13 protein-coding genes are annotated in these 13,589 nt (G+C 59.8%); 10 read left to right on the top strand and 3 right to left on the bottom strand.

Annotated features, from left to right (window positions below; translation table 11 throughout):
- Positions 1-17: 17 nt before the first annotated feature.
- Both IFT99_RS21550 and IFT99_RS21545 read left to right on the top strand, forming a co-directional pair.
- The gene (locus tag IFT99_RS21550; protein WP_065991261.1) at positions 18-251 is read left to right on the top strand and encodes a hypothetical protein; all 234 of its coding nucleotides are present in this window, start codon (positions 18-20) and stop codon (positions 249-251) included.
- Positions 248-550, top strand: a complete 303-nt coding sequence (locus IFT99_RS21545) for a cell division protein ZapA (protein WP_065991262.1) — start codon at positions 248-250, stop codon at positions 548-550. The genes IFT99_RS21550 and IFT99_RS21545 overlap by 4 nt, the downstream gene beginning before the upstream one ends.
- A 66-nt stretch (positions 551-616) precedes the next feature.
- Here IFT99_RS21545 and IFT99_RS21540 read toward each other — a convergent pair whose 3' ends face one another.
- Positions 617-1,657: a threonine aldolase family protein gene (locus tag IFT99_RS21540; RefSeq protein WP_192134992.1), complete on the bottom strand. Its 1,041-nt coding sequence runs from the start codon at positions 1,655-1,657 to the stop codon at positions 617-619.
- Positions 1,658-1,774: 117 nt separating this feature from the next.
- Between IFT99_RS21540 and IFT99_RS21535 the strand changes: the two genes are divergently transcribed.
- Entirely contained in the window at positions 1,775-2,500 is a 726-nt protein-coding gene (locus IFT99_RS21535) for a TraX family protein (RefSeq protein ID WP_244657049.1), read from the top strand.
- Between the two features lie 269 nt (positions 2,501-2,769).
- Positions 2,770-3,987 (top strand): alanine transaminase, encoded by a 1,218-nt coding sequence (gene alaC, locus IFT99_RS21530; protein WP_192134988.1) that lies wholly within the window; start codon positions 2,770-2,772, stop codon positions 3,985-3,987.
- Positions 3,988-4,044: 57 nt separating this feature from the next.
- Here the strand turns inward: alaC and IFT99_RS21525 are convergent, their stop codons facing one another.
- Entirely contained in the window at positions 4,045-4,512 is a 468-nt protein-coding gene (locus tag IFT99_RS21525) for a hypothetical protein (protein WP_192134986.1), read from the bottom strand.
- 333 nt (positions 4,513-4,845) lie between these two features.
- Positions 4,846-5,721 carry a hypothetical protein gene (locus IFT99_RS21520; RefSeq protein WP_192134984.1) on the bottom strand — a complete coding sequence of 292 codons (876 nt, stop codon included), beginning with the start codon at positions 5,719-5,721 and terminating at the stop codon, positions 4,846-4,848.
- Positions 5,722-5,913: 192 nt separating this feature from the next.
- Between IFT99_RS21520 and glyA the strand changes: the two genes are divergently transcribed.
- From glyA to purU, 6 genes are all read left to right on the top strand, one after another.
- Positions 5,914-7,167, top strand: a complete 1,254-nt coding sequence (gene glyA, locus IFT99_RS21515; RefSeq protein ID WP_192134982.1) for a serine hydroxymethyltransferase — start codon at positions 5,914-5,916, stop codon at positions 7,165-7,167.
- A gap of 15 nt (positions 7,168-7,182) precedes the next feature.
- Positions 7,183-8,433 carry a sarcosine oxidase subunit beta family protein gene (locus IFT99_RS21510; protein ID WP_065991270.1) on the top strand — a complete coding sequence of 417 codons (1,251 nt, stop codon included), beginning with the start codon at positions 7,183-7,185 and terminating at the stop codon, positions 8,431-8,433.
- 14 nt (positions 8,434-8,447) lie between these two features.
- On the top strand, positions 8,448-8,762 hold the full coding sequence (locus tag IFT99_RS21505) for a sarcosine oxidase subunit delta (RefSeq protein WP_065991271.1): 315 nt from the start codon (positions 8,448-8,450) through the stop codon (positions 8,760-8,762).
- Positions 8,759-11,779 carry a sarcosine oxidase subunit alpha gene (locus IFT99_RS21500; RefSeq protein WP_192134980.1) on the top strand — a complete coding sequence of 1,007 codons (3,021 nt, stop codon included), beginning with the start codon at positions 8,759-8,761 and terminating at the stop codon, positions 11,777-11,779. The genes IFT99_RS21505 and IFT99_RS21500 overlap by 4 nt, the downstream gene beginning before the upstream one ends.
- A 153-nt stretch (positions 11,780-11,932) precedes the next feature.
- Positions 11,933-12,565 carry a sarcosine oxidase subunit gamma gene (locus IFT99_RS21495; RefSeq protein ID WP_192134978.1) on the top strand — a complete coding sequence of 211 codons (633 nt, stop codon included), beginning with the start codon at positions 11,933-11,935 and terminating at the stop codon, positions 12,563-12,565.
- A gap of 32 nt (positions 12,566-12,597) precedes the next feature.
- Positions 12,598-13,455: a formyltetrahydrofolate deformylase gene (gene purU, locus IFT99_RS21490; protein WP_065991274.1), complete on the top strand. Its 858-nt coding sequence runs from the start codon at positions 12,598-12,600 to the stop codon at positions 13,453-13,455.
- Positions 13,456-13,589 lie beyond the last annotated feature (134 nt).

Raw genomic sequence — 13,589 nt, 5'->3', positions numbered from 1 at the left:
TTGCCTGAGATATCAAAATGTTGGAAGCATCCCTAAGCCAGTTGGAAAAGCTCGTCAGTGACCTGGTACAGCACAATCAGGAGCTGCAGAACACGAACGCACAACTCGCCGAAGAGTTGAAACAAGCCAGGGATGACAACGACAGTCTGCAGTTGAGCCTGATGGAGCAGGAAGAGAAACAGGGTGCAACGGCTGCGCGTATTCAGGCGTTGGTCGATCGCGCCACCAGCGTCAGCGCGGTTGACGCATGATCACCGATCAGGACGGCGCCAAGGTTATTTCCATCCTTGGCAACGACTACACGATCAAGGCACCTGCCGGCCAAGAGCAGACTTTGATGGACGCTGTGTCGATGCTGAAATCGGCACTGTTCGAAACCAAGCGCAGTTACCCGACGCTGATCGGCGACCGCTTGCTGGTGCTGGCGGCGTTGAACCTGTGTTCAAAGCAGATCGAACTCAAGCAACAACACGCCGAAGCGCTGAGCCGTTATGAAGACAAGGTCAGCGCGACGGTCGAGGTGATCGAGAAGGTGATTGCTCAGGGGTGAGGCGCCGGTGATCCCATCCGCTAACTGCTGATGGGCTGCGACCTGCCGGTGACGGGCCAGCTGTTTTCAGCTTCCCATCACCAGCCGGATATCCGCTGCCAGCTCCCTTACGCGGGCTTCTTCGGTGTCCCACGAACACATGAAGCGCGCGCCACCGACGCCGATGAAGGTGTAGAAGCGCCAGCCTCGTGCGGTCAGCGCAGCAATGGCCGCTTCCGATAATTGCAGGAAAACGCCGTTGGCCTGCACGGGGAACATCAATTCCACCCCGGGAATATCCTTGACCAGATCCGCCAGCAACTGCGCGCAGCTATTCGCATGGCGTGCGTGCTTGAGCCAGGCGTCGTTTTCCAGCAAACCTACCCACGGTGCCGACAGAAAACGCATCTTCGAGGCGAGTTGCCCGGCCTGTTTGCAGCGGTAGTCGAAGTCTTCGGCGAGCTTGTGATTGAAGAACAGGATCGCCTCGCCCACTGCCATGCCGTTTTTGGTGCCGCCGAAGCACAGCACATCAACGCCGGCTTTCCAGGTCAGCTCCGCAGGCGAGCAACCCAGAAACGCGCAGGCATTGGCGAAGCGGGCGCCGTCCATGTGCAGGTTCAGGCCCAGCTCCTTGCAGGTCTCGCTGATGGCCTTGAGCTCTTGCGGCTGATACACGCTGCCCACTTCCGTGGCTTGGGTCAGCGTGACCACTCGGGGTTTCGGATAATGGATGTCGGCGCGTTTGAGCGCGACTTCACGAATGGACGCGGGTGTCAGCTTGCCGTTCTCGCTGCGTGCGGTCAGCAGTTTGGAGCCGTTGGAGAAGAACTCCGGCGCGCCGCATTCGTCGGTTTCGACGTGGGCGGTTTCCGAGCAGATGACGCTGTGGTAACTCTGGCAGAGGGATGACAGCGCCAGGGAGTTGGCCGCGGTGCCGTTGAAGGCGAAGAACACCTCGCAGTCTGTTTCGAACAACTGACGGAATTGATCGGCCGCGCGCGCTGTCCACTGGTCGTCACCGTAGGCACGCTGGTGCCCGTGGTTGGCTTGTTCCATGGCCGCCCACGCCTCCGGGCAGATTCCCGAATAGTTGTCGCTGGCAAACTGCTGGCTTTGGTCTGACATGGCCGGTTCCCTGTAATCGAAGCCTGCGACTGTAACCAAAGTTGATCGGTTTGGTCATGCATTCTTGCGTCGGAAAATTCAGCCAGGCAGCGAAGCAATATGACCGAAACGAAATCAATGACCTTACCCGCGCGTGATCGCGCGCTGGACCTGCTCAAGTGGCTGGCGATGTTGAGCATGGTGATGGACCACCTGCGCTATGTCGGCTGGCACGCCAATTGGCTGTACGTACTGGGGCGCCTGGCATTCCCTTGGTTCTGCCTGGCGATCGCGGTGAACGTCGTGCGCACTGGCCGGCGCGGAGTGGATTCGTCGATCAAGTGGAAATATCTGGCCTGGCTGGCCGTGTTTTCTGTGATCGCGGAGCTGCCCTATCGGATTTACATGGCGGGTGAGGTCACGACGCTCAATGTATTGCCGACGCTGGCGCTGGGTTTGCTGGTTGCGAAGGGCGGGATGAGTGGGTCATGGCCGGCGCGGCTGCTGGGGATCGCTGCCCTGGTTATCGGTGTGCTGTTTGGACCGCAGTTGATGTTCGGCATGTATGGGGTGTTGCTGCCGCTCGCGCTTGTGCTCGTGCTGCGGACCTCGTTATGGCTGGCGATTGTGCCGGGGATTGTCTGCTTGTTGAGCAACGAGTGGCCGAAAATCATCGATGGCATGCTGTGGGGCGACCCGATTTCCATCGGCGCCTTGACGGCCTGTCTGCTGGCTCCGCTGTTGGGGTTAGCGATTGTTCGCGGGCGCCCGGGATTCGGGGTGTGGCCGATGCGGCGGTGGGCGTACCTGATTTATCCGGTGCATTTTTTGCTGCTCTTCGGGCTGCGGCAGATCATCGAATGACGGTGATGTGGCGGAGATGTGCTCAGCGTGTGCGCCCTGGGCTTTATGTTCTGACCTCCGACGCCTTCCCGGCTAAAGCCGGTCCTACTGTCGAACTCGGTGTATTAGTCGGACCGGCTTCAGCCGGGAAGAGGCCCGTGTGAGCACCATCAGTTTCTCGGTGTCGCTCTAGACAAACCGCCGTCACCGCCCGTATCTTCCGCCTCAGGCCACCGCAGTGGCCAGCGTCGCTCGGACGGTTCCGGGCGCTTACGTCTTCAGAGGTTTCCATGGCAGACCAAGGTTCGCTGCGCCGCTTTGCGCGCATCGATCGACTCCCCCCTTACGTGTTCAACATCACCGCCGAGCTGAAAATGGCTGCGCGTCGTCGTGGTGAGGACATCATCGACCTGAGCATGGGCAACCCCGACGGGGCAACGCCGCCGCACATTGTCGAGAAACTGGTCACCGTCGCCCAACGTGAAGACACTCACGGCTACTCGACTTCGCGTGGCATCCCGCGCCTGCGTCGGGCGATTTCCAGCTGGTATAAAAAACGCTACGACGTCGACATCGACCCAGAAGATGAAGCCATCGTCACCATCGGCTCCAAGGAAGGCCTGGCGCACTTGATGCTCGCCACGCTGGATCAGGGCGACACCGTCCTGGTGCCGAACCCCAGTTACCCGATTCACATCTACGGTGCCGTGATCGCCGGCGCCCAGGTGCGCTCCGTGCCACTGGTGCCGGGCGTGGACTTCTTCGCCGAGCTGGAGAAAGCCATTCGCGGCTCGATCCCCAAACCGAAGATGATGATTCTGGGTTTCCCGTCCAACCCGACCGCTCAATGCGTCGAGCTGGATTTTTTCGAGCGCGTCGTTGCCCTTGCCAAACAGTACGACGTGCTGGTGGTTCACGACCTTGCCTACGCCGACATTGTCTACGACGGCTGGAAAGCCCCGTCGATCATGCAGGTCCCAGGCGCCAAGGACATTGCGGTGGAGTTTTTCACCCTGTCCAAGAGCTACAACATGGCCGGCTGGCGGATCGGCTTTATGGTCGGCAACCCCGAGCTGGTCAACGCCCTGGCGCGGATCAAGAGCTACCACGACTACGGCACGTTCACGCCGCTGCAAGTCGCCGCCATCGCTGCGCTGGAAGGCGATCAACAGTGCGTGCTCGACATCGCCGAGCAGTACCGCCAGCGTCGTAACGTGCTGGTCAAAGGCCTGCACGAACTGGGCTGGATGGTCGAAAACCCGAAAGCGTCGATGTACGTCTGGGCCAAGATTCCCGAGGCTTATGCGCACCTGGGGTCACTTGAGTTCGCGAAGAAACTGCTGGCCGAAGCCAAAGTCTGCGTGTCGCCTGGCGTCGGTTTTGGTGAATATGGCGACGACCATGTGCGCTTTGCGCTTATCGAGAATCAGGACCGCATCCGTCAGGCTATACGCGGTATTCGCGGGATGTTCAGGGCGGATGGACTGCTGCCTGCGAAGTTACTCTGATTCAATTATCAAACTCTCCCTTGCAGTAGCAGGGGAGAGCTTAGGTTTTGCAAGCGTTTACAATTCATCGGTGACTCGTCGATCCTGTGAGGGCGGACGAAATGACACTCGCGGTTTGTTCTGATCCTCCACGGCCTCAACCAGAAGCTCAACCGTTGCCTCGTCTGCGAGCTCATCAAAAACAACATTTTTATTGAAGACTTTGAACGTGTTCAAAAAGTCAATGCGAATGTAGTCGTTGGCCTGAACCTTAAAGTAATAACCGTTGGTGATGAGATCCAGCGCTGGATCTGTTTTTTTGGTTATCTTTTCCTGGCCTCCGGGTGTGGTGGCGTAGAATCCTACAGCGACTTCCTGCATATCCGTGTCGTAGTCGAACACTCTGTATAAGACCACTTGATCGCCTCCAGAGGGTATCCAGCGGTACCAGTCACCGGGATAAACATAGAACATTGCTTCATTGATTGGAATGGGTCCCGCTGTTAGCTTTATATACTGTTTTTCAACGTTATTTGTGTCAGTCATGTCGTCAGTCCTTTTTAGCTTGGATGAGTATTAGGTTTACATGCGCTCAATAACTCTGAAGTTTGGGGTTCAGGCTTGCTGGGATCGTCAAGTAGTAATGCTCAGGGCTGAAGCCACTTATCCCAAATCAACTGCACTTTCAATTTAGGCTCATGCGCCATGCACGTCTACTGTCAGAAATGACAGGTGATGCCGCCGTGGTTCGTAAAAGAGAGTGGATTTGCGATGCTCCAGATGTATTGTCGAGCGTTGCCAAAACGGTCCGATTGCGACACTCGGTCTACCTGCTTCGGACTGGACGGGCTCACTGCGCAAAACACTGAATATCGTTACTTATTTGCCGAGCTCATGACGGGACCTCGGCGCATCCGGCAGCGACATATGCTTGAGGATCGGCGATGAGGCTGATTCGGGACGAGTGGTTATGCCGTATACGACCGACAACTCATTGGAACCGCTCTCCACGTAATAATCACCGGGCGCGGCACATCGAGTTGCTTCGGCTTCCGTGACTGTTTTCGAGTAACTACGTCCCTCAACAGTACGGATGTTCACCGATACTTGGCGGTCTGCAGACAGTCTCAACGTTCTGTCCATCACAATGTCTTCTTCAGAGGGACTTACGTAAAAAGTCGAGCCTTTTGGAAGATACAGCGCAAGGTCGGATTCGACGGACAGCGGTGCCGCGATGGGTGGTAGTTCCCATAAGTAGATATCGGCGACCACTTCTGCGTCCGGATAGGAAATGATCTTGAGAATGACCGAATAGTAGCCGCCGTCCTGATGAACGATGTCTTGGGGGGTCGCATAAAGCCTGGCATCGCCCACTGCGACTGTGGCCGAAAGAACTTCGTCCGAATCCTCGACGTAGACGGCAATCAGCGCCTCAGTTGAGTTCAGTTCCCGAATAATCCTCAGCTTGACCGAGCCTTCTATATCCACCGTATGGAACACGCCTTGAGTCAGAAAGAGCAGCGGCTCGGTAGCAGGCCCCTGCCGACTGACGTGTTTCCCCCTCAGGCTTTTCCACAACTGGGGAGTTAGCGTATGCGACCTTGCGATTGTGCCCATGATCATTCCCTTGATTGAGTAGCTGGCATTCCGTTGGCCCAAAAGTAAGCCCGTCATCGCTATTTGAATACTGTCAGTTTTGACAGTCCCCGCGCCCATTGGTCTGAGGCGTTGTGGCGTGCCGAGGATTCGCGGCATGCTCAGGACCGGCAGTCTGCTGCGCGCAGAACCGCGCAAATCTCGCTCCCCGTTGACCCATGTCGTAAACGCGCCTTTGTGTGGCGTGCGTAGGCATCTGGGCTGTCAGCGTCAGCCATACCATCGTGGCCAAAGGGCAGCTCAAGGCCCTGTCGATCATTCAGGCGCCGCGCCGCCGCTGGGAGAACCGCGATGTTCAGCAAGCAAGACCAGATTCAGGGGTATGACGATGCACTGTTGGCCGCGATCAGTGCCGAGGAGCAGCGTCAGGAAGACCACATCGAGCTGATCGCCTCGGAGAACTACACCAGCAAGCGCGTGATGCAGGCTCAGGGCAGCGGCCTGACCAACAAATACGCCGAGGGTTACCCCGGCAAACGTTATTACGGCGGCTGCGAGCACGTCGATAAGGTCGAGCAACTGGCGATCGATCGCGCCAAGCTCCTGTTCGGCGCCGATTACGCCAACGTCCAGCCGCATTCCGGTTCGTCGGCCAACAGCGCGGTTTACCTGGCGCTGCTGCAAGCGGGTGACACCTTGCTGGGCATGAGTCTGGCCCATGGCGGTCACCTGACCCACGGCGCCAAAGTGTCGTCCTCGGGCAAGCTGTACAACGCCGTTCAATACGGTATCGACGTTGCCACCGGCCTGATCGATTACGACGAAGTCGAGCGACTGGCCGTCGAGCACAAACCGAAGATGATCGTTGCCGGTTTCTCGGCCTACTCCAAAACCCTGGATTTCCCGCGCTTCCGTCAGATCGCCGACAAAGTGGGCGCGCTGCTGTTCGTCGACATGGCCCACGTCGCCGGTCTGGTCGCTGCCGGTCTGTACCCGAACCCGCTGCCGTACGCCGATGTGGTCACCACCACCACCCACAAAACCCTTCGCGGTCCACGTGGCGGTTTGATCCTGGCCAAAGCCAACGAAGAGATCGAGAAGAAGCTTAATTCCGCTGTGTTTCCGGGTGCCCAGGGTGGCCCATTGATGCACGTGATTGCCGGCAAGGCCGTCTGCTTCAAAGAAGCCATGGAGCCGGGTTTCAAAGCCTATCAACAGCAGGTGATCGACAACGCCCAGGCCATGGCGCAAGTGTTCATCGATCGCGGCTACGACGTAGTGTCGGGCGGGACCGATAACCATCTGTTCCTCGTCAGCCTGATCCGTCAGGGCCTGACCGGGAAAGACGCCGACGCGGCGCTGGGTCGCTCGCACATCACCGTCAACAAGAACGCCGTGCCGAACGATCCGCAATCGCCGTTCGTGACGTCGGGCCTGCGCATCGGCACTCCCGCCGTGACCACGCGCGGTTTCAAAGTTACTCAGTGCATCACGCTGGCCGGCTGGATCTGCGACATCCTCGACAACCTCGGCGACGCCGATGTCGAGGCCAACGTTGCCGAGCAGGTCTCCGCGCTGTGCGCCGATTTCCCGGTTTACCGCTGAGTCAGGAGTCGCACCATGCAGCATTACTCGGGCTTCGGCCTCTTCAAACACTCCCTCAGCCACCACGAAAACTGGCAGCGCATGTGGCGCACGCCGACCCCGAAAAAGGTCTACGACGTCGTGATTGTGGGCGGCGGCGGCCATGGTCTGGCAACGGCCTATTACCTGGCCAAAGAGCACGGCATCACCAATGTGGCTGTGGTCGAAAAAGGCTGGTTGGGCGGCGGTAATACCGCGCGCAACACCACCATCGTGCGTTCCAACTACCTGTGGGACGAATCCGCGCACTTGTACGAACACGCGATGAAACTGTGGGAAGGCCTTTCCCAAGACATCAATTACAACGTCATGTTCTCCCAGCGCGGCGTGTACAACCTGTGCCACACCCTGCAGGACATGCGTGATTCCGAGCGCCGCGTCAGCGCCAATCGTTTGAACGGCGTCGATGGCGAGCTGCTCAACGGCAAGCAAGTGGCTGAAGAAATTCCGTACCTCGACTGCTCGAAAAACACCCGTTACCCAATCATCGGCGCCACCGTGCAACGTCGCGGCGGTGTGGCGCGTCATGACGCCGTGGCCTGGGGCTATGCCCGCGCCGCGGATGCGTTGGGCGTGGACCTGATTCAACAGACCGAAGTGACCGGCTTCCGCAAGGAAAACGGCGTGTGCATCGGCGTTGAAACCAACAAAGGCTTCATCGGCGCCAAGCGCGTCGGCGTGGTGACGGCCGGCAACTCTGGCCACATGGCCAAGCTCGCCGGTTTCCGTCTGCCGGTGGAATCCCATCCGCTGCAAGCGCTCGTATCGGAGCCGATCAAACCCATCATCGACAGCGTGATCATGTCCAACGCCGTACACGGTTATATCAGCCAGTCCGACAAGGGCGATCTGGTGATCGGTGCCGGCATCGACAGCTGGATCGGCTACGGCCAGCGCGGCTCGTACCCGGTGATCGAGCACACCATTCAGGCCATCGTCGAGATGTTCCCGGTGCTGTCGCGGGTGCGCATGAACCGCCAGTGGGGCGGCATCGTCGACACCACGCCGGACGCCTGCCCGATCATTTCCAAGACGCCTGTGCCGAACATGTTCTTCAACTGCGGTTGGGGCACCGGTGGCTTCAAGGCCACCCCGGGCTCGGGCAACGTGTTTGCTGCAAGCCTGGCCAAGGGCGAAATGCACCCGCTGGCCAAACCCTTCTCAATCGACCGGTTCCACAACGGCGCATTGATTGATGAACACGGCGCTGCAGCCGTAGCCCACTAACAGAGGACTTTCCCATGTTGCATATCTTCTGTCCTCACTGTGGCGAACTGCGCTCCGAAGAGGAATTCCACGTCTCCGGTCAGGCCCACATCCCGCGTCCGCTGGACCCGGCGGCCTGCACCGACGAAGAGTGGGGCGACTACATGTTTTTCCGCGACAACCCGCGCGGTTTGCACCACGAGTTGTGGATTCACGCGGCGGGTTGCCGGCAGTACTTCAACACCACGCGTGACACCGTGACCTACGAGATTCTCGAAACCTATCCGATCGGCACGCAGCCGCAGTTCGTCAATCCCGCGCCCGCGATCAGAAAGGGAGAACAGGTATGAGCCAGTCCAATCGCCTGCCCAACGGCGGCCGCATCGATCGCAGCAAGGTTCTGAATTTCAACTTCAACGGCCAGACCTACCAGGGTTTTGAAGGCGATACCCTGGCCGCCGCCTTGCTCGCCAACGGTGTCGACATCATCGGCCGCAGCTTCAAATACTCCCGACCTCGCGGCATCTTTGCAGCAGGTTCCGAAGAGCCGAACGCCGTGCTGCAGATCGGCGCCACCGAAGCCACGCAGATCCCCAACGTGCGCGCCACGCAACAGGCGCTTTATTCGGGCCTCGTCGCGACCAGCACCAACGGCTGGCCGAGCGTGAACACCGACATGATGGGCATTCTCGGCAAGGTCGGCGGCAAGCTGATGCCGCCGGGTTTCTACTACAAAACCTTCATGTACCCGCAGTCGTTCTGGATGACCTACGAGAAGTACATCCGCAAAGCGGCTGGCCTGGGGCGTTCGCCGACAGAGCTGGATCCGGACACCTACGACAACATGAACCAGCACTGCGACGTGCTGGTGGTCGGCGCCGGCCCTGCAGGTCTGGCCGCTGCACTGGCGGCTGCGCGCAGCGGTGCCCGGGTCATCCTGGCGGACGAGCAGGAAGAATTCGGCGGCAGCCTGTTGGACAGCCGCGAAAGTCTGGACGGCAAACCGGCAGCGGAATGGGTAGCGACGGTGGTGGCCGAACTCAAAGGCCTGCCCAACGTCACCCTGCTGCCGCGCGCCACGGTGAACGGCTATCACGACCACAATTTCCTGACCATTCACGAGCGGCTGACCGATCACCTCGGCGACCGCGCGCCAATCGGCCAGGTACGTCAGCGTATGCACCGGGTTCGCGCCCAGCGCGTGGTGCTGGCGAGCGGCACCCACGAGCGTCCGCTGGTTTACGGCAACAACGACGTACCGGGCAACATGCTGGCTGGCGCTGTTTCTACTTACGTGCGCCGTTATGGCGTGGCGCCGGGCAAGAAACTGGTGCTGTCGACCAACAACGATTACGCCTATCGCGTGGCGCTGGACTGGCTCGACGCTGGTCTGCACGTGGTGGCCGTCGCCGATGCGCGTCACAACCCGCGCGGTGCGTTAGTGGAAGAGGCCCGCGCCAAAGGCATTCGGATCCTGACCGGCAGCGCCGTGGTGGAAGCCCGTGGCAGCAAGCGCGTCAGTGCCGCCCGCGTGGCTGCCATCGATGTCAAAACCCACAAAGTGGCCAGCCCTGGTGAATGGCTCGACTGCGATCTGGTGGCCAGCTCCGGGGGTTACAGCCCGATCGTTCACCTGGCTTCGCACCTCGGTGGCAAGCCGGTCTGGCGCGAAGACATCCTCGGTTTCGTGCCGGGCGAAGCGCCGCAGAAACGTGTCTGCGTCGGCGGTGTGAACGGCGTCTACGCCCTCGGCGACTCGCTGGCCGACGGTTTTGAAGGGGGTGTTCGTGCAGCCAGCGAAGCCGGTTTCAAACCGGTCGAAGGCGTACTGCCCAAAGCGCTGAGCCGTGTGGAAGAACCAACACTGGCGCTGTTTCAGGTGCCGCACGAGAAGGGCACCGCCCGTGCGCCGAAGCAATTCGTCGACCTGCAGAATGACGTCACTGCAGCGGCCATCGAGCTGGCGACCCGCGAGGGTTTCGAGTCCGTCGAGCACGTCAAACGCTACACCGCGCTGGGTTTCGGTACCGACCAGGGCAAGCTCGGCAACGTCAACGGCCTGGCGATTGCCGCCCGTTCGCTGAACGTGTCGATCCCGGAAATGGGCACCACTATGTTCCGTCCGAACTATACGCCGGTGACCTTCGGCGCCATCGCAGGCCGTCACTGCGGTCACGTCTTCGAGCCTGTGCGCTTCACCGCGCTGCACGCCTGGCACGTTAAGAACGGCGCTGAATTCGAAGACGTCGGTCAGTGGAAACGTCCGTGGTATTTCCCGAAAGCCGGTGAAGACATCCACGCCGCCGTGCGCCGCGAATGCAAGGCTGTGCGCGACAGCGTCGGTCTGCTGGACGCATCGACACTGGGCAAGATCGACATTCAAGGCCCGGATGCGCGGGAATTTCTGAACCGGATCTACACCAACGCCTGGACCAAACTGGACGTGGGCAAGGCCCGTTACGGCCTGATGTGCAAGGAAGACGGCATGGTCTTCGACGATGGAGTGACCGCCTGCATCGCCGATAACCACTTCATCATGACCACCACGACCGGTGGCGCCGCACGCGTGCTGCAGTGGCTGGAAATCTATCAACAGACCGAATGGCCGGACCTGAAGGTGTACTTCACCTCCGTCACCGATCACTACGCGACCCTGACCCTGTCCGGGCCGAACAGCCGCAAGCTGCTCAGCGAAGTGACCGACATCGACCTGGGCCGTGAAGCGTTTCCGTTCATGACCTGGAAAGAGGGGCTGGTGGCCGGTGTGCCGGCGCGAGTGTTCCGGATTTCGTTTACCGGTGAGCTTTCCTACGAAGTGAACATCCAGGCCGACTACGCCATGGGCGTTCTGGAAAAAATCGCCGAAGCCGGCAAACAGTACAACCTGACCCCGTACGGCACTGAAACCATGCACGTCCTGCGCGCCGAAAAGGGCTTCATCATCGTCGGCCAGGACACCGACGGTTCGATGACCCCGGACGATTTGAATATGGGCTGGTGTGTCGGCCGCACCAAGCCGTTCTCGTGGATTGGCCAGCGCGGCATGAATCGAGAGGACTGCGTGCGGGAAGATCGCAAGCAACTTGTCGGTCTGAAGCCGGTTGATCCGACTCAGTGGCTGCCGGAAGGCGCGCAACTGGTGTTCGATCCGAAGCAGTCGATTCCGATGAAGATGGTGGGCCACGTGACGTCGAGTTATGCGGCGAACTCGCTGGGTTACTCGTTTGCCATGGGTGTGGTGAAGGGCGGGCTGAAGCGCATGGGCGAGCGGGTATTTGCGCCACTGGCGGATGGGTCGGTGATCGAGGCCGAAATCGTGTCCTCGGTGTTCTTCGATCCCAAGGGTGATCAGCAGAACGTGGAGTAAGTCTTGGCTTGCTTACATCCCTGTGGGAGTGAGCTTGCTCGCGATGGCGTGAGATCAGGCATACATCTGGTGACTGACACACCGCGATCGCGAGCAAGCTCACTCCTACGGGAACGTGTTCACTGAAACAACAGAATTCAACACAGGTGCTCTATGACCACAGCCAACGTTTACCAACAGCGGCCAGCAACCGACGCCAAAGCCGAGTCGCCGCTGTTTCATGCTGACCTTCAGAGCCTGATCGGCAAAGGCCGCAGCAATCCGGGCGTCGTGCTGCGGGAGAAAAAACTGCTCGGCCATCTGACCATTCGTGGCAATGGGCACGATCCGGCGTTCGCGGCCGGCGTGCACAAGGCGCTGGGCATGGAACTGCCGGGCGCGCTGGCGCTGGTCTCAAGCGGCGATAGCTCGATCCAGTGGCTTGGCCCGGATGAGTGGCTGCTGATCGTGCCGACCGGTGAAGAGTTCGCCGTCGAGCAGACGCTGCGCGAAGCGCTCGCCGGTTTGCACATCGCTGTCGTCAACGTCAGCGGCGGGCAATCGCTGCTGGAACTGACCGGCCCGAAGGTCCGCGAAGTGCTGATGAAATCCACCAGCTACGACGTGCACCCGAGCAACTTCCCGGTGGGCAAGGCCATCGGCACGGTATTCGCCAAATCGCAGCTGGTGATACGCCGTACCGGCGAAGACACCTGGGAACTGGTCATCCGCCGAAGCTTCGCCGATTACTGGTGGATGTGGCTGCAGGATGCGAGTGCGGAGTATGGTTTGAGCGTCGCTGCCTGATCCCGGATTGACCACACGATCAAGGAATACCTATGAGCCGCGCCCCCGATACCTGGATTCTGACCGCCGACTGCCCCAGCGTGCTGGGCACGGTGGACGCGGTGACGCGTTATCTCTTCGAGCAGGGCTGCTACGTCACCGAGCACCATTCGTTCGATGACCGTCTGTCCAGTCGCTTCTTCATTCGTGTCGAATTCCGCCAACCGGACGGGTTTGACGAAGCGTCTTTCCGTGCAGGCCTCGCCGAGCGCGGCGAATCCTTCGGCATGATCTTCGAACTCACCGCCCCGAACTACCGCCCGAAAGTGGTGATCATGGTGTCCAAAGCCGATCACTGTCTCAACGATCTGCTCTACCGACAGCGCATCAATCAATTGTCGATGGACGTGGTCGCCGTGGTCTCCAATCACCCGGACCTTGAGCCACTGGCGCGCTGGCACGACATTCCCTACTACCATTTCCCCCTCGACCCCAATGACAAACCGGCGCAGGAAGCCAGGGTGATGAAGGTGATCGAAGACACCGGCGCCGAACTGGTGGTGCTTGCCCGCTACATGCAAGTGCTGTCGCCGGAGCTGTGCCGCAAGCTCGATGGCAAGGCGATCAACATTCATCACTCGCTGCTGCCGGGCTTCAAAGGCGCCAAGCCGTATCACCAGGCCTACAACAAGGGCGTGAAACTGGTCGGCGCGACGGCGCATTACATCAACAACGACCTCGACGAAGGGCCGATCATCGCCCAGGGCGTCGAAGTGGTCGACCACAGTCACTATCCTGAAGACCTGATCGCCAAGGGCCGCGACATCGAAGGCCTGACCCTGGCGCGAGCGGTGGGTTATCACATCGAGCGACGTGTGTTTCTCAATGCCAACAGGACGGTGGTGCTGTAGGGGCTAGTTGCAAGCTTCAAGCTTCAAGCCGCAAGAGTAAAAGCGGCGTCACTCGCAACACGTTTCGGGCCCATGTAGTGGCAGCAGCGCTTTTGCTTGCTGCTTGAAGCTTGAAGCTTGCGGCTTGAAGCTCA

Source organism: Pseudomonas sp. CFBP 8772 (assembly GCF_014841665.1).
Classification (GTDB): Bacteria; Pseudomonadota; Gammaproteobacteria; order Pseudomonadales; family Pseudomonadaceae; genus Aquipseudomonas; species Aquipseudomonas graminis_B.
Note: the sequence above shows the minus strand (reverse complement) of the source record. Positions and strands in the feature narration are given on the sequence as shown.